General features: G+C 62.5%; 13 protein-coding genes. 9 read left to right on the forward strand and 4 right to left on the reverse strand.

What is annotated here, in order from left to right; translation table 11 throughout:
• The first annotated feature begins 5 nt into the window (after positions 1 to 5).
• Complete coding sequence (locus tag BTO20_RS01060) at positions 6 to 2942, forward strand: MMPL/RND family transporter (RefSeq protein WP_087072638.1); 2937 nt, start codon at positions 6 to 8, stop codon at positions 2940 to 2942.
• A 123-nt stretch (positions 2943 to 3065) separates the two neighbouring features.
• Here the strand turns inward: BTO20_RS01060 and BTO20_RS01065 are convergent, their stop codons facing one another.
• The 3 genes from BTO20_RS01065 to BTO20_RS01075 form a co-directional block, all read right to left on the reverse strand.
• Positions 3066 to 3404, reverse strand: a complete 339-nt coding sequence (locus BTO20_RS01065; RefSeq protein WP_087072640.1) for a hemophore-related protein — start codon at positions 3402 to 3404, stop codon at positions 3066 to 3068.
• Between the two features lie 195 nt (positions 3405 to 3599).
• A complete protein-coding gene (rfbA, locus tag BTO20_RS01070; protein ID WP_087072642.1) occupies positions 3600 to 4466 on the reverse strand; it encodes a glucose-1-phosphate thymidylyltransferase RfbA in 867 nt (288 codons plus the stop codon).
• Between the two features lie 175 nt (positions 4467 to 4641).
• On the reverse strand, positions 4642 to 5619 hold the full coding sequence (locus BTO20_RS01075) for a sulfotransferase family protein (protein ID WP_087081414.1): 978 nt from the start codon (positions 5617 to 5619) through the stop codon (positions 4642 to 4644).
• Positions 5620 to 6073: 454 nt separating this feature from the next.
• On the opposite strand from BTO20_RS01075, the gene BTO20_RS01080 reads away from it, so the two are divergent.
• From BTO20_RS01080 to BTO20_RS01115, 8 genes are all read left to right on the forward strand, one after another.
• Positions 6074 to 6862 (forward strand): GAP family protein, encoded by a 789-nt coding sequence (locus BTO20_RS01080; RefSeq protein ID WP_157680109.1) that lies wholly within the window; start codon positions 6074 to 6076, stop codon positions 6860 to 6862.
• A 380-nt stretch (positions 6863 to 7242) separates the two neighbouring features.
• Positions 7243 to 7977 (forward strand): class I SAM-dependent methyltransferase, encoded by a 735-nt coding sequence (locus BTO20_RS01085; protein WP_198344439.1) that lies wholly within the window; start codon positions 7243 to 7245, stop codon positions 7975 to 7977.
• Between the two features lie 257 nt (positions 7978 to 8234).
• Complete coding sequence (locus BTO20_RS01090; protein ID WP_198344440.1) at positions 8235 to 9035, forward strand: TylF/MycF/NovP-related O-methyltransferase; 801 nt, start codon at positions 8235 to 8237, stop codon at positions 9033 to 9035.
• 134 nt (positions 9036 to 9169) lie between these two features.
• Positions 9170 to 10438: a glycosyltransferase gene (locus BTO20_RS01095; RefSeq protein ID WP_087072648.1), complete on the forward strand. Its 1269-nt coding sequence runs from the start codon at positions 9170 to 9172 to the stop codon at positions 10436 to 10438.
• A gap of 58 nt (positions 10439 to 10496) precedes the next feature.
• Positions 10497 to 11504, forward strand: coding sequence for a class I SAM-dependent methyltransferase (locus BTO20_RS01100; protein WP_408632142.1), 1008 nt, complete (start codon positions 10497 to 10499; stop codon positions 11502 to 11504).
• A gap of 92 nt (positions 11505 to 11596) precedes the next feature.
• Positions 11597 to 12718, forward strand: coding sequence for an NAD-dependent epimerase/dehydratase family protein (locus BTO20_RS01105; protein WP_087072652.1), 1122 nt, complete (start codon positions 11597 to 11599; stop codon positions 12716 to 12718).
• 336 nt (positions 12719 to 13054) lie between these two features.
• Positions 13055 to 14152, forward strand: coding sequence for an acyltransferase family protein (locus BTO20_RS01110; RefSeq protein ID WP_087081418.1), 1098 nt, complete (start codon positions 13055 to 13057; stop codon positions 14150 to 14152).
• A 208-nt stretch (positions 14153 to 14360) separates the two neighbouring features.
• Positions 14361 to 15164 (forward strand): TylF/MycF/NovP-related O-methyltransferase, encoded by an 804-nt coding sequence (locus BTO20_RS01115; protein WP_198344211.1) that lies wholly within the window; start codon positions 14361 to 14363, stop codon positions 15162 to 15164.
• Here the strand turns inward: BTO20_RS01115 and BTO20_RS01120 are convergent, their stop codons facing one another.
• A complete protein-coding gene (locus BTO20_RS01120; protein WP_198344212.1) occupies positions 15165 to 16394 on the reverse strand; it encodes a class I SAM-dependent methyltransferase in 1230 nt (409 codons plus the stop codon).
• Positions 16395 to 16588: the final 194 nt, after the last annotated feature.

Here is a 16588-nt window from a genome sequence, read left to right on the forward strand (position 1 = left end):
CACCGATGAGGACCGAGCACTCGCCGCCGTTCGTTGCGCGCGCGATACGTAAGCTTTCGCCACTGGTCATCCTGGCGTGGCTGGCGCTGATCCTGTTCAGCACCTTGGCATCCGTCGATTGGAAGTGGAAGTCGGCGATCCCGGCGTTGGAGCACGTCGCCGAAGAGCGGTCTGTCGCACTGATGCCCCGGGACGCGCCGTCGGTGAAGGCCATCCTGCGCATGGGTCAGGATTTCAAAGAATCCAATTCGGACAGCGCGGCGATGATCGTCCTCGAAGGGCAGCAGCCGCTCGGCGAGGACTCCCACAAGTACTACGACCAACTGATTCGCGATCTCCGTGCCGACCCTCAGCATGTCGAGCATGTTCAGGATCTGTGGGGAGACCGCCTCACGTCGTCGAGCGTGCAGAGCCCGGACGGCAAGGCGACCTATGTGCAGCTGAACCTGGTCGGTAACCAAGGCACCGCCGAGGGCGACGCATCGGTTGCCGCGGTCCGCGACATCGTCGCTCGCATACCGGCTCCCGACGGGGTCAAGACCTATGTCACCGGAGCGGCGCCGCTGGCCTCCGACATCCAGCACAGCGGTAACAACTCCATTCTGAAAATCACCGCGGTCACCGTCGTGATCATCTTCACGATGCTGCTGCTGGTCTACCGCTCGGCCATCACGGTGATTCTGCTGTTGACCATGGTCGGCCTCGAATTGGCCGCGGCCCGCGGCATCGTCGCCTTTCTCGGGCACAACGACGTCTTCGTGTTGTCGACCTATGCGGTCAACATGCTGGTCTTCCTCAGCATCGCGGCCGGAACCGATTACGGGATCTTCTATTTCGGCCGATATCAGGAAGCGCGCCAAGCCGGTGAGAGTCCGGCAAAGGCCTACTACACCACGTATCGCAGCGTCACCCCGGTCGTTCTGGCTTCCGGGCTGACGATCTCCGGGGCCGTGTTCTGCCTGCACTTCGCCAGGCTGCCCTACTTCCACACCATGGGAATCCCCTGCGCGGTCGGCATGGTCGTCTCTGTCCTCGCTGCGATCACGCTGGTGCCCGCAGGCATCGTGCTGGCCACCGGATTCGGGTTGCTGGAGCCGAAGCGAAAGCTGCGGGTCCATCGCTGGCGTGGCATCGGCACAGCAGTGGTCCGCTGGCCCGGGCCCATCCTGGTCGCGTCGTTAGCGGTGGCACTGGTCGGCCTCGTGACGCTGCCGGGTTACAAGACCAGCTACAACGACCGGCAGTACATCCCCAGCAGCATCCCCGCCAAACAGGGATTCGATGCGGCAGAACGGCATTTCTCCCAGTCGCGGGTAACCCCCGATGTGCTCGTGGTGGAAACCGACCACGATCTGCGGAACCCCGCCGACTTCCTGGTGCTCAACAGACTCGCCAAGGCGATATTCAAGGTGCGCGGTATCTCGCGGGTGCAGGGCATCACCCGACCCGAGGGCACCCCGATCGATCACACGTCGGTCCCCTTCCTGCTCAGTCTGCAGAACGCCGGTCAGACGCAAGCCACGGAATTCCAGAAGGCTCGCATCGATGACATGGTGAAGCAGGCCGACGACATGACCAAGATGATCGACGCGATGCAGCACACCTACGAGGTGATGAAAGAGCTTTCGGCGACGATGCAGAGCATGGTCGCGCATACGCATGACCTACAGGAACTCACCGATGAATTGCGGGCCAATCTGGCCCTTTTCGATGACTTCCTGCGACCGATCCGCAGCTACTTCTACTGGGAGCCGCACTGCTTCGACATCCCGATCTGTTGGTCGTTGCGGTCGGTGTTCGATGCACTGGATTCTGTTGACGCCCTTGATGACAAGCTCGCAGTCCTGGTCGACAACATGGACGAGATGGCCGCGATCCTGCCGCAGCTGCTGATGCAGTACCCGCAGATGATCGCCGTCATGCAGACCATGCGGGACATGACGCTGACTTCGCACGCCACCATGGCGGGACTGCTGTCCCAGATGGACGAATCGAGCAAGGACGCCAACGCCATGGGACAGGCGTTCGATGCCGCGAAGAACGACGACACGTTCTTCCTGCCGCCGGAGGTGTTCGAGAACCCGGACTTCAAGCGGGCGATGAGTTCATTCCTGTCGCCGGACGGCAAGACGGTTCGATTCATCATCTCCCACAACGGAGATCCGGCCACCCCGGAGGGCATCAAGCGCATCGAGCAAATCCGAACTGCGGCAGAGGAAGCGCTCAAAGGGACGCCGCTGGTGGGCGGCAAGATCTATCTCGCCGGCGCCGCATCGACGGCGAAGGACTGGAAAGACGGATCCGGATACGATCTGTTGATCGCGGGGATCGCCGCGCTCTGCCTGGTTTTCGCGATCATGCTCATCATCACGCGCAGTTTCATCGCTGCCCTCGTGATCGTGGGTACGGTCGCGCTGTCGCTGGGTGCGTCGTTCGGCATGTCCGTGCTGCTGTGGCAGTACATCCTCGGCATCAATCTGCACTGGATGGTGCTGGCGATGTCGGTGATCATCCTGCTTGCGGTCGGGTCTGACTACAACCTGTTGCTGGTCTCCCGCATGAAGGAAGAAATCGGCGCAGGCATCAACACCGGCATCATCCGGGCCATGGGCGGCACCGGAAAGGTGGTCACGTCGGCCGGGCTGGTATTCGCGGCGACCATGGCCTCCATGGTGGTCAGTGAGCTTCAGGTCATCGGTCAGATCGGAACCACCATCGGTCTGGGATTGTTGTTCGATACCTTGATCGTTCGTTCGTTCATGACGCCATCGATCGCGGCGTTGCTCGGACGGTGGTTCTGGTGGCCGCAGCGCGTGCGGCCGCGTCCCGCCAGTGCGTTGCTGCGCCCTTACGGTCCGCGTCCGGCGGTACGGTCACTGCTCGGAAGCCCGCTGAACCCGTACGAAGCACCTACGGTGCAGTTCGCGAAGATTCGGGAGTAAACTGCCCGAATAAGGCGGTGTAGCAGGCGGTTTGGCGCGCCTGTCGCATGCTGGTAGAGCCCTTGAAGCAGATACGGGTGCGGTGCACATAGCGTGCACCGCACCCGTATCGCGTTACTGCGCTCAGTACTTCGTGCAGCTGGTCAACATCTGCGTGAAGACCGGAAGGGCTTGTGCCGCTCCTTGATTGTTCTTGATCTGGTTCAGCAGGTTGACGCGCTGATCCCGCGGCGAGCTGAGGAACACCCGCAGGAACTGCTGGTTGGGCGGCGACTGGTCGAGGTACTGCGCGGCCATCGGATTCTCCGCGTGTACCGCTGCCATCGCCTGTTCATACGTACACGGTGAGTCGACCATCGGGCCGATGTCGGGTTGTGCGGATGCGAGACCCGCCCCGGCCGACAACGACAACGCCAGACCCCCCACCGTGACAGCGAGCGTATTCAGCGAAAATTTCTTCATTGTTCAGTCCCCTCCTCGTAACTGACAACATCAACTGTAGCCATGCAGCCAAGACCTGAAACCGGGCCAGCCGATCGGCTCAGCCACCACCAACTCATCAGCCGCAAACTCTTGCGCCGGGTGTGACACCCGTATCTGTTTATCTCTCAGAGTTTCCGGCGCGTTACCACGGTATCCGGTTACAGTGAGTGTCGGCTAGTTTCGCTCCAACAATTCCAGCAGGTAACTGCCGTATCCCGATTTGAGCAGCTCGTTGGCTCGCGCAGCGAGCTGATCGTCGTCGATAAAGCCCGCCCGCCAGGCAATTTCTTCGGGCACGCTGACTTTCAAACCTTGCCGGAGCTCGATAGTGCGCACGAAATCGCTGGCGTCCAACAGTGAATCGAACGTGCCGGTATCGAGCCAGGCGGTACCGCGTGGCAGCACTTCGACGGAGAGCTGACCGCGGTTCAGGTAGGTCTGGTTCACCTCGGTGATCTCGTACTCGCCCCGAGCAGACTTCCGGAGGGACCGGGCGATCTCGATGACATTGTTGTCGTAGAAATACAGGCCTGGAATCGCATAGTGGGACTTCGGTGTTGCCGGCTTCTCCTCGAGCGACAGCGCGGTTCCGTCGGCTCCGAACTCGACCACGCCGTAGGCGGAAGGATTGGCCACCCAATATGCGAAAACAGCGCCACCACTGACATTTTCGAACCGCTTCAAGCTGGTGCCCAACCCGGGCCCATAGAAGATGTTGTCACCCAGAGCCAGCGCGACAGTGTTGTTGCCGATATGGTCTGCGCCGATCACAAATGCCTGCGCAAGACCCTCGGGCTCCTTCTGCACCGCGTAGCGCAAATTCACGCCGAACGCGGAGCCGTCGCCGAGGAGCCGCTCGAACGCCGGCGCGTCGGCCGGTGTGGTGATCACGAGGATGTCGCGGATCCCCGCCATGATCAAAGTGGAAAGCGGGTAGTAGATGAGCGGCTTGTCGTACACCGGTAGCAGCTGCTTGCTGACACCCATCGTGATCGGGTGTAGCCGGGTGCCAGAGCCACCGGCGAGAATGATGCCGTGCATGTCTATTCCCTTATCAGGTAAAGCATTCGTCGAGTCGGGCGAACACAAATTCCACCATATCGCGGCAGGATCCGGGGAATACGGCGATACGACGCCGCATCCCACGGTCCGTCCCGGCTATCGGCACAACGAATTGTGAAGGCTGACAGGTCAAACGACGTTCTGCAGACGCGTCCTAGACCCAGGTCCCCTTCCGCCGGTGAGCAATCGCCCGCAGTTCGAGGATCGGTTTGGCTATGGAGGGGCGAACGAGCTTGTTGAGTACTCCGTCCTGATAGCCACGGGAACAGTCGAACGCTTTGCGGAAGTCGTGTTCGGTCGTCTGATACGCGTCGAAAACCCGGTCGAGCGTCGCCAGGTCGAGTTCGCCATCCGCGGCGGCCGCCCGCATCGCTTCATATACTTCCGACACCCAGTCGGTACCGAAGCGGTCCACCACTTCGGCGCTGTGGCGTTGGCGGTGCAGACCCTGTGCCAGGAACTCATCGATCGGTGCCTCGTCGGCGGGCGTGAGGTCGACGCCGAGCGCAGCCGAGATCCGCTTGATCTCGCGTCGCCAGTCGTCGAGCAGGTTGGAGTATTCGATGAACGCGCGCGGTATGTCTCGCGTGTAGCGCTCGGCCAGCAGATTGCCCTTCAGCCACAACGCGCTTGTTAGCTCGGGTGTGGCCTTGACGGCAGCGCCTAGCGAGGCGACGACCTCCTCCGGGTGACGCACGGAGATCACTGCGGAGATGTCGTAGCCGGCCCGGCGCGCCGCCTCGAACCACATGTCATGGAGCACACCGATGGTGAGCTCCTTGATCACCACAAGCGGCGCGGGCGGCAGCTTGTCGAGGAACTCACCGATCTCGGCGACGCACTGCGCCCTTTCCTGGGGCGTGAAAGTGCCTTCCTCGAGCAGTCGAAACGACGGGTCCCACCACGCGCTGCCGTGCCGGTCCAGGATCGCCCTGTTGAGGAGGAGAGCTGCGCGGGGCTCCCAATAGCCACGCGGGTTGCCGGTGTCGGCGCCCATCATGCCCGTCGGAAGTGCGGCACCGCACAGGGACAGAACGCGGGTGAGCGCCGACGTTCCAGACCTTCCCATTCCCAAGACGAACAGAATCACTGGGCGGGCCGAACTCCGGTTCTGCTGGGAGGGCACTGTCATGAACATGTTCCTTTGTTTGAGGCGGGTTTCCATCTCGTCGATTTGCCAGCTCCATGGGTGCCGACGGAAATTGGTGGTAATTCATCGATCTCGGAGGTACTCGGGCTTCACCAAACTTGGCCTCTCCGGGATTTTCGCAGAGATATCGGCACTGAATTTGTCGTGGTGCGGCAGTACTGTGCCGGCTTCGCCGGCTCGGTCAGAATAAGTGACGGGGTTGGTCGACGGTGCGGCATCACCGAAAAATGGCGGTCCGATACCCACGGTCGGTTAGCCCGAGCGATTCTCGTACACAGCCGATTTCGAATAGATCTCCGCGGCAGGGTTTCGCTGATCGGAGCGCGGCAAATGCCCGAATTCGAACGCGAGCCAGTGCAGTCCGGTGATGCGTCCGCGAGGCAGGGGAGTCCCCAAAAAGACCAGTGGACAACAGCGACACGGTAGCGTGGCGTCGGTGTGGAGCTCAGTGCTGGGCCTGGCGCTCATGGGTGCGCTCAACCCGGTGCGTCTCGGCGTGACCCTGTTGCTCATCTCCCGGCAGCGGCCGGCGCAGAACCTCCTGGTCTTCTGGTCCGGCTGCCTGGTAGCGAGCATCCTTTCGATTCTGGCGCCGTTGGTCGTCCTTCACTTCACCCCGGTGCTGGACGAGTTCACTCATGATTTGTCCACGCCTGCAACAAGTTCCAGCGTCGGTCACTTCCAGATCGGGTTGGGCGCATTCGCGCTGACCATCGCCGTGCTGCTGATCGCGCGGTCCCGGGCACGCCAGGGCGCGAACGTGCAGATGCCGGCCGCGAGCAAGCTGATCCTGGCACTCGACCCGGGTTCTTCCGCCGGAAGTGTGGGCGGGGACGGCACCGATGTCCCGTCGAAGATCGGGTCCGCGGTTCGACGCCTGATCACCCGCGCCCGCAACGCCTGGGAGAACGGATCGCTGTGGGTGGCATTTGTGATCGGGCTGGCGATGGGGCCGGCGCCCGAGATCGTCCTACTTGTGCTCGCCACCATCCTGACCTCGGGAGCCGCGATCGGCGCCCAACTCAGCACCGCCATCGCTTACATCGTGGGCGTTCTGGGTGTCGTCGAAATCGTGCTCGTCAGTCATCTGTTGGCGCCGGTGAGGACCGAGGCCGTGCTGCGGCGGCTGCGTGGGTGGGCATTGGCTCACCGCCAGCAGATCCTGGCCGTCATCTTCACGGTGATCGGCGTATCGGCTGTTTTCAGGGGCATGGGTCTGCTCTGAGGTTCCGCAACGCCTGGCGTCGAGCACGCTGAATTAGCGAGAGTAATAACGGATCTGGGCCGTCGACCCGCCGACATCGGCTGATGCCTGTCGCTTTGCTTCATTTGCCCCTCGCGGAAGGTGGCGCAGTAAAGACCCTGACTGCCTTCTGTTGCGCAGTTTGCTCGTATCCGTCTGCATCGCCCGCTGCGCTCGCGGCGGGACGGATGGTGCTGATGTGTCGATAGGCTATCCCTGTGATTTGCAACGATTCTCGTGATCCGAACCGCAGCCACCTCGGCTGTCCATAGGATCACGTGACTATGGCCATGTTCCGATTGACATTGCTGCCGAAACCGCCATTCATATTTCGCCGCTACCCGTACAAGGGCCGCCGGCGGATGCTCGAAGCGTTGGGGCCCGATCTGGCGCGGCCCGTGGTGATGAGCGCGGACGACAGTCCTCCGGAGGAGACCGCCATCGGGCGGATCTTCAGCGAGACCGAGAACGTGCACAAGCTCCGCCACTATCTGCCGATCTACGAGTCTGTGCTGGCCAGGACCGAGCGGATGCTCGAGATCGGCGTGGACAGAGGCGGATCATTGCGCATGTGGCGGGAATACCTGCCCAAGGCCACGATCGTGGGGCTCGACTTCAACCCGAAGTCTGCCCAGTACGACGCCCCCGAGGACGACATTCATGTGCGCATCGGGGATCAGTCCGACACCGGATTCCTGGGCCGTGTCCTCGACGAGTTCGGCCCGTTCGACACGATTCTCGACGACGGCGGGCATCAACCCAGCCAGATGATCGGTTCCTTCCAGTATCTGTTTCCCCGCTTGGCGCCAGGTGGGGTGTATGCGGTCGAGGATGTTTGCGCCAACTATTGGACGGGTTACCGCGACCGCTCCGAATCGTTCATCGATTTCACCCGATGGTTGATGGATGCGATGCACGCGCCATACATGAAGATGTCATCGGTGTTCGAGTTCATGGAGGGGCACCCGAAGCGGGCCAGGGAGGTGGAGGTGCCGTTGGCGGCAACCATCATCGACCGGATCGAGGTGTTTGACTCAGTCGTGGTGGTCCATCGAGCCGCCGAACCGAAGCACTTGTCCCGTGCGGCTTTCCGATGAATTTGCACTGCTGACAGTTTATTCTCTTTGTTTGCCACGGCCGCACTGATCAGTGATAGCCCCATATCGTCGATGAAAGCGTCGAGTCAAACTCGTTAGCCTGTTTTGCAACTCGATGTGAAGTTCCGGCGATTTCGCCGAAAGCCTCTCGGCTGCAAGGCCTGCCGTCACTTCGGAAAAGTTTTAGCGCCCTGTTCAGGGCGCTAGTCTTGTCACCGGGAGTACCGATTGAGGAGATAAGGGGCACTTTTTTGACCGTGACCGACCGTGGCACTCGATCCGCCTATCTGGACCTGCTTCGGCAGGATCTCACCAGGTACGGGGTCGACGAGTTGGTGCCTGTGGGATGGGCTCGCCTGCACCGTCCTGTCTTCAAGTTTGGCAACCTCATGCTCGTGCGCAAGCGGCCGTTCGATGCCCGCAAACGCGACTTGGGGCTGGATTGGCCGGCCGATGCGCTGACCATGATCGGTATGCAGCGCCTGACGAGTTTGCAGAACTGCATCGAGACGGTGCTCGCCGAGGAGATTCCGGGCGACCTCGTCGAATGCGGCGTGTGGCGAGGCGGGGCTTCCATCCTGATGCGCGCAGTCCTGGCCGCGTACGGAGACCAGACGCGGCAGGTCTGGCTGGCGGATTCGTTCGCAGGCGTGCCTGCGCCGGACGCCGACAACTACAAGGCCGACAAGGGCGACAAGCTGCACCTCGCTGCTCCCATCCTTGCGGTCCCAGAGAAGGACGTGCGCGCCAATTTCGAGCGCTACGGTCTGTTGGACGACAGGGTCCGCTTCCTTCCGGGCTGGTTCAAGGACACGTTGACCGACGCCCCGATCCAACAGATCGCCGTGCTGCGACTCGACGGCGACCTCTACGAATCCACGATCCAGGCGCTCGACGGCCTGTACTCGCGGCTGTCGCCCGGTGGTTTTTGCATCATCGACGACTACCACGCGATCGACGGCTGCAAGAAGGCCGTCACGGACTACCGCGCGAAGCACGGGATCACCGCAGAGATCGTCGAAATCGACGGTACCGGCGTGCTCTGGCGTAAGGAGTGACGGACAGTCCACCATTTTCGGCGTTGCCGCGCTCACCCGGTCAAGGTCCGTCTCCTGCGGACGTGACCGCGGGGCGGTGCGCGCACCGGCGGGCGACCGGCCGTCACGGGAAAACTGAAAGGCTTCGAACTGCGATGAAATTTGTGTTGGCGAGCTACGGAACGCGGGGCGATATCGAACCGTCCATCGTTGTGGCTCGCGAACTGGTGCGCAGAGGGCACGAAGTGAACATCGCGGTCGCGCCGGATTCGGTGGGATTCGTTGAGGCAGCCGGGCTTCCAGCCGTGGCCTTCGGCCTCGACACGCGCACCTGGCTCGACGTCTACCGCAACTTCTGGACGTCCTTCTTCCACGGGTTCTGGAAGATCCGGGAGATGCGGCGACTCTGGCGTGAGATGTGGACGTTGAGTGATCAGTGCTGGGAGCAGATCAATGCGACTCTGACGTCGCTCGCCGACGGTGCCGATGTGCTGATCGCCGGACAGGCCTACCAGGAGCCGGCGGCCAATGTCGCGGAGTACTACGGGATTCCACTCGTCACGCTGCATCACGTGCCGATCCGCGCCAACGGCAGGCTCGTGACCATCCTGCCTGCGCCGTTGGGCCGCGCCGCGATGACGGTGTTCGACTGGCTGACTTGGTTGCTCAACAAGAAGGTCGAGGACACCCAACGGCGCGAACTGGGATTGCCGAAGGCAACCGCCCCGATGTCGCAGCGCGTAGCCGACCGCAGGTCGCTCGAAGTCCAGGCGTACGACGAGGTCTGCTTTCCCGGCCTCGCCGACGAATGGGCGAAATGGAACGGTCAGCGGCCGTTCGTGGGGACCCTCACAATGGAGCTGGCGACCAGCGTCGACGAAGAGGTCACCGACTGGATCGCCGCGGGGAACCCGCCGATCTGCTTCGGATTCGGCAGCATGCCGGTGGAATCTCCGGCCGACACGATCCGGATGATCAGCGCCGCGAGCGCGCAGTTGGGTCAGCGGGCGTTGGTGTGCGCGGGATACAGCGACTTCAGCGACGTCCCCCAGTTCTCTCACGTCAAGGTGGTCGGCGCGGTCAACTACGCGGCGATCTTCCCCGCTTGCCGCGCGGTGGTGCATCACGGGGGTTCGGGAACGACGGCGGCCAGCATGCGTGCCGGGGTCCCCACTCTGATCCTTTCGATGGACGCCAATCAAACACTGTGGGGAGCGCAACTCAAGCGCTTGAAAATCGGTACCACCCGGCGGTTTTCGGCTACCACGCAAGAATCTCTGGTTGCCGACCTGCGTCGAATCCTCGCACCCGACTACGCCGTGCGAGCCCGCGAGATCGCGGCGAGAATGAGCACGCCATCTGAAAGTAATTACCGTGCAGCGGATCTCGTTGAGGACTTCGCGCGTTTGAGGAGTACCGCCTGAGCAGCGCAGGCCGTGTGCCGCGCCGCAGGCGATCGAGAGTTTAACCAGGAGGGGAATATTGAGCGAGGTTCGCAAAGAGTGCCGGGTGTGCGGCTCGGTGGGTCCTCATCGGACCATCACTGTCCGTGAGATGTACTACGGCACTCGGGAGTTGTTCGACTACTACATCTGCAAGGACTGCGAAACCCTGCAGATCGTGGATGTGCTCGAGGGCGAGGAACTCGCGCGGCACTACCCGCGCAAGTACTACTCCTACACCGTGGCTGAGCAGCCCGGATTCTTCCAATGGATGACGACGCAGCGAGACCGCTATGAATTGAACGAGCGGCGGCAGTTCGTGGGTGCCCTCGTCGCGGCGTTGCCGCCGGGTGTCCGGTCCCTGATCGGCACGCGTGACGCCAGCGGAGACGTCATCAAGATGCTCGGCGATCTGAATCTTGCGCGTGATGCGCGAATCCTTGATGTCGGCTGCGGCGGCGGCACGTTGCTCGACCGGCTGGCGCGGGCAGGCTTCACCGAACTCACCGGCGCGGATCCGTTCATCGAGGAGGACGGTGTCACGCCGCTGGGCGTTCCGCTGCTGAGGCGATTCATGAACGAAGTGCCCGGCGAGTTCGATCTCATCATGTTCAACCATTCGCTGGAGCATGTTCCGGATCCGGTCGAGACGCTGAAAGCGGCCAACGAGCGGCTCGCTCCCGGTGGCGTCTGCCTGGCGCGGCTGCCAACGACGTCGTCGGAAGCCTGGGCCACCTATGGGAAACACTGGTGCCTGATCGATGCGCCTCGGCACACCGTCATCCCTTCCCGCCGCGGTATGGAACTCGCGGCGGAAACCGTCGGCATGCGGGTGGAGAAGACCATCGACGACTCCAACTCCTCGCAGTTCTTCGGCAGTGAGGCATACCGCCGGGGCATTGCCTTGCCTGAGTTGAACGGACTGGGCGCCATCTTCCGAAACTTCGGGGTGCGGCAGATGTTGGGTTGGGAACGGCGTTCGGTCTCACTCAATCGGCAGGGCCGCGGCGACCAGGCAGGCTTCGTGATGCGGGCCGCATCGGCCTGAGCCGTCCGGCGTCCGGCGCGGGCGCCAATTTACTTGACACTGAGGACATCTCGACATGATCGAAGGTGTACCCGAACGGAAGGCGTCAGCTCTTGTCTAAATCCGTACTCATCAGCGGCGGAGCGGGATTCATCGGTACTGCGCTGTCGCGCCGTCTCGTCGAAGCCGGTTACGACGTAGCGGTCATGGATGTCCTGCTTGCTCAAGTACACGGCGACGGAAAGGCGCTCGACCTGCACCCGTCGGTACGGTTCTTCACCGGCGACGTGACCCACGCACCGGATTGGGATGCCGTCCTGCGTCTGTGCCGGCCTTCGCAGGTCATCCATTTGGCGGCCGAAACGGGCACCGCGCAGTCGCTGTCACAGGCGACCCGCCACGGCCTGGTGAACGTGGTGGGCACCACCCAGCTGCTCGATGCGCTGAGCCGTGCGGATCTGGTGCCCGAGCAGATCGTCGTGGCTTCGTCGCGGGCGGTCTACGGTGAGGGCGCCTGGCAAGCGGGCGACGAGGTCTTCTACCCGCGTCCGCGCAGCCACGCACAGTTGCAGGCCGGCGTCTGGGATCCCCAGGGACCAACCGGTGAACCTGGCGTGCCGCTTCCGAGCCGTGCAGGGGTGACCGAGACGCGCCCGACCAACGTCTACGGCGCGACGAAGCTGGCCCAGGAGAATCTGCTGACGGCGTGGACCTCGGCGCACGACACGGGTCTGAGCATTCTGCGCCTGCAGAACGCCTATGGGCCCGGTCAGTCGTTGACCAATCCCTATACCGGCGTTGTGCCGTTCTTCGCGCGGCTGTCCCGGCAGCTGCGCGCGTCGGAAGTCTATGAAGACGGCCGCATCGTGCGCGACCTGGTCTACATCGACGATGTCATCGACGCGCTGTTCACGTCCGTGGTCAACCCCGCCGTGCAGTCGCGCTGCTTGGACATCGGATCAGGGCACGGCATCACCATCCACGAGTTGGCGAAGAAGATCGCTGCGGTCTTCGGCGCTCCTGAGCCGGTCGTCGTAGGAAAGTTCCGGGACGGCGACGTGCGGGCCGCCAGTTGTGACATCGAACCCACGCTGAGCGATCTGCAATGGCGTCCGAAATGGACGCTGGACGATGGGCTGCGCTCGCTGCTCGACTGGATAGGTACACAGACCGAGGCGGGAGCAGAAGATGGCGCCGAGTACCTGGACCGCGTCGGGGTGGAACGCGCCCGCTGACGTCGCCGTCAGGCGGTGCGCGAAACCGGTTTCGGTGCTGGTATTTTCGGTTGGGCCGACTGCTGCTGATTTTTGCCAGGGCACGGCGGACGAACGTTATTCGCAGTTGAAGATCACGGACAAAAGCTGTACGTGATTTGCGAAATGTGCCGCCAATTGCGATGTGTAAACGGCAATTTCACCTACACCCGACGGATGAGCCGAGGCTGAATCCGCGAAATGCGGTCACTGAGGCTAGAATTCGGACCCGTTCGGTGCGGCCCAAACGCCAACGGTCCTTGCCGAAGCAACATACGATTGCGGCGCAGCGTCAGGTGGGGACGACAGGCGGGGATGATGAAGCTAGCTCAGGTATTCGATCCGCGGAACAATGCGTTGAACGCATTCCGGTTGGCCCTGGCTGCCGAGGTCATCCTGTGGCATTCCTTCCCGGTGACAGGACGCATGCCACCAGAGGCGGTACTGCAGGTTCTCTTCTCGGTGGGGGTCGACGGCTTCTTCGCGATCTCGGGCTTCCTCATCACCCGGAGTTGGCTGACCAACCCTAATATTCGCGAATATCTCATGGCCCGGGCTCTTCGCATTCTCCCCGGCTTCTATGTCTGCCTCGCAGTGACGGCGTTCGTCATCGCGCCCATCGCATTGGCGGCGCAGGGCGGCTCGGTATCCAAACTGCTCACGTCGTCCGCTCCTATCGAATACATCGTGAAGAACCTCGGGCTGATTCCGCTTCAGCGAGTGATCGGCGAGACGCCACACGGGGTTCCCGACGCGGCCGCGGGATGGAATGCCTCCCTGTGGTCACTGATCTGGGAGGTCGCGTGCTACCTCATCGTCGCGCTGCTCGGCGTGGTGGGGCTGGCCAGTAAGAAGTGGATCTCGCCGGTCTTTCTGGTGCTCGCCACGGCAGGCGCGATGTTGTTCCCACCGCTGACCTATCCGGGCGTGTGGACCATTCCGCAGCTGATCATGCGTACCGGAATCATGTTCGCGGCGGGCGCCCTCATGTATCACTGGCGGGACGTGATCCCTGCCAGATGGTCGATCGTCGCGGTGTGCGTGGTCATCGTGTTCGCCGCCGGGCTGCTACCCGATTACCGCGTGGTCGCCGGGCTGCCGTTGGCATATGCCGTCATCGTCTCCGGCGCGCTCATCCGCAACAAGCGCATGAACCTGCGTACGGATCTGTCCTACGGGGTCTACATCTATGCGTTTCCCGTTCAACAGCTGCTCGCCACCTTCGGCCTCATCTTCCTGAGTCCGATTCTGTTCTTTGTGATTTCGACGGTGGTGACACTGCCGTTCGCGGCGATGAGCTGGTTCGTCGTCGAGAAACGCGCGATGGCGTTGAAGGCTCGTTTCAAGCGGAAGGCCCAGATGCGCGTACCGGAGCCGAGCCCGGCCGGCGACGTGAACGTGACTGGCAGTCAATAAGTTTGCCCAGATGGCCGGTGCCGGCTGTCGGCGCATATCGTTGAGGTGTCGTCAACTCGTTGGCATTAACCTGTTCTGCAGCCCGACGTAGAGTTCGCCGAGCAGCGCCGACCGTCTCACGGCTCTGGGCGCCGAGCCATCGCATCGCCGAAAGTTGTGCTGCGACAAGCGCGTCGGATTGAAGGGCGTCGGGTCACACGCCTATGTTATGGTCGCCGCCGTGGCAACCGGATTGTCGACCAAGGCCCGCCTGACGATGCGCTGGGTGCGCGCTGAATATTGGCTCGCGCGAAAGCTCCTACCCGACGTCTATTCCAATGACGCACTGATCACCTTCAACACCCATGGGTTCATGGATGACCCGGCGTTCCGGCGGGCCTACGAGCGTGGCGCACGCGCACTCGGTGAGGACCAGGACTGGTACCAGTGGCATTGGCGGGTACACGTCGGTCTCTGGGCGGCTGCCAACGCGAGCAAGCTCGAGGGTGACTTCGTCGAATGCGGGGTCAGCTACGGGTTCTTGAGCAGCGCGGTGATGGAATACCTGGACTGGGACCGGCTGGGCAAGACGTTCTATCTGCTCGACACGTTCACCGGACTCGACCCCCGCTTCGTCACCGCGGGTGAGCGTGAGTCAGGCGCACTTGAGACAAGCCAGGCGCACCTGAAAGACGGTCTCTATGTGGACTCAGTCGACAGCGTGCGGGCCAACTTCGCGGAATGGAAGAACCACCGCATCATCGTCGGAGCGGTCCCCGAGACTCTCGATCAGGTCGATGCAGACAAAGTCGCCTACCTGCACATCGACATGAACTGCGCGCCGCCGGAAGTCGCTGCACTGCGGCACTTCTGGCCCCGGTTGACGCCAGGGGCCTACGTACTGCTCGACGATTACGCGAACCGGGGACGCGAAGAGCAGCGAGACGCCATGGACGAGCTCTCGGTGGAACTGGGCGTGCCGATCTGCACCCTGCCCACCGGGCAGGGGCTGATCATCAAGCCGGCGCGCTGATCAGATCGTGTGGACCTCGGGCACGTAGAGGATCCACCGTCCGCCCTTCTCCTGGAACAGCCGTTCCTTGGCCATGATCTCTTCGGCATGGTTCCACGCGAACAGCAACGCGTAGTCGGGGTAGGGGTCGGTGAAGGCATCAGGCGGGCACACCGGGATCTTCGAGCCCGGCGTGACCCGACCCTGCTTCTCCGGCGTGGAGTCACACACCAGCGGCAGCAGGTCTGCCCCGATGCCGCAGTAGTTGAGCACCGTCGCGCTTCTGGACGTCGCGCCGTAGCCGACGACACGTCGGCCTTCCGAACGGATGTCGTGCAGCAGCGACACGAGGTCGGTCTTGATGCGGTTGACGTCGCTGGAGAACCTGACGAACGCGGCTTCTTCCTTCTCGGCGAGCCCGTCGGCCTTCTCCTGCGCGACGAATTTCTCGACGGCGGGGCTCGGTTCGAGGGCGCCGCGGCGCGCGACGGTATAGCGGATCGACCCGCCGTGCAGAGGCAGGTGTTCGGCGTCGACCAGCTCGAAACCGAAATGGGCCGCCATGGCCTGCACAGAACTGACCGAGAACAGGTAGATGTGCTCGTCGTAGATCTGGTCGAAATAGTTGTGCCTGAGGATGTCGGCGAGCGAGCGATCTTCGAATACGAACAGGCCATCCGGAGCGAGCAGGGTCCCGACCCCCTCGAATATCGAGTCGAGGTAGGAGATATGGCTGAACGTGTTCGCCGAGAAGATCAGGTTGGCATGACCGTGCTCGGAGTAGATGTCGGCGGCCGTCTCGGCGTTGAAGAAATCGGTGCGCACGTTGACTCCGTGGGAGCGGGCGACTTCACCCGCGCTGGCAGCCGGGTCCACCCCCAGGTGCCGCATCCCCGCCTCGCTGAGAGTCTTCAGCATGACGCCGTCATTGCTTCCGATCTCGACGACGAACCCGTCCCGGCCGCCGGGGCACGTTTCGATGATGTGGCGGGCCACGTCTTCGAAGTGCCTGCGGATCAGCAGAGAGCCGGATGCGCGGTACGGATAGTCGGCGCGATACATCTCATACGGAGGCACGGTGTCGAGTTGTTGGACCATGGTGCACGACGTGCAGGCACCGACAGCCAGTCGAAAAAACGGCACTTTGTCGGCGTCTTCGGGTTTGGCGAAGGCATTCGAGACGGGTTGGCGGCCGAGGTCGAAAACCTCGTGTAGCTCGCCACCGCATATCCGGCATCTGTGGTCGGTCAAAGTTGCCCCCTGTCTCGCACGCTGCTCGCCGATTGTGGTCGACATCGTGAGCCTAGACCCTTGCCCGTGTCGTAAACCGGTTTCGTCAATGGCATTTCATTGTCGTGGCAGCCGCCCGACGTGCGAATGACGAGGCGGCCAGATGTCGCCGCTAAGCAATTTGCCATGACAAGTGTCGGTCAAACCCTGGAAAA

Origin of the sequence: Mycobacterium dioxanotrophicus, assembly GCF_002157835.1 — a bacterium.
Classification (GTDB): Bacteria; Actinomycetota; Actinomycetes; order Mycobacteriales; family Mycobacteriaceae; genus Mycobacterium; species Mycobacterium dioxanotrophicus.

What these genes read in the sequence shown, in the direction of transcription:
- BTO20_RS01075 (WP_087081414.1), bottom strand. Translation starts at nt 5,619, where the DNA reads ATGACAGTGCCCTCCCAGCAGAACCGGAGTTCGGCCCGCCCAGTGATT.
- BTO20_RS01085 (WP_198344439.1), top strand. Translation starts at nt 7,243, where the DNA reads ATGCTCGAAGCGTTGGGGCCCGATCTGGCGCGGCCCGTGGTGATGAGC.
- BTO20_RS01115 (WP_198344211.1), top strand. Translation starts at nt 14,361, where the DNA reads ATGGTCGCCGCCGTGGCAACCGGATTGTCGACCAAGGCCCGCCTGACG.
- BTO20_RS01060 (WP_087072638.1), top strand. Translation starts at nt 6, where the DNA reads ATGAGGACCGAGCACTCGCCGCCGTTCGTTGCGCGCGCGATACGTAAG.
- rfbA (WP_087072642.1), bottom strand. Translation starts at nt 4,466, where the DNA reads ATGCACGGCATCATTCTCGCCGGTGGCTCTGGCACCCGGCTACACCCG.
- BTO20_RS01065 (WP_087072640.1), bottom strand. Translation starts at nt 3,404, where the DNA reads ATGAAGAAATTTTCGCTGAATACGCTCGCTGTCACGGTGGGGGGTCTG.
- BTO20_RS01095 (WP_087072648.1), top strand. Translation starts at nt 9,170, where the DNA reads ATGAAATTTGTGTTGGCGAGCTACGGAACGCGGGGCGATATCGAACCG.
- BTO20_RS01110 (WP_087081418.1), top strand. Translation starts at nt 13,055, where the DNA reads ATGAAGCTAGCTCAGGTATTCGATCCGCGGAACAATGCGTTGAACGCA.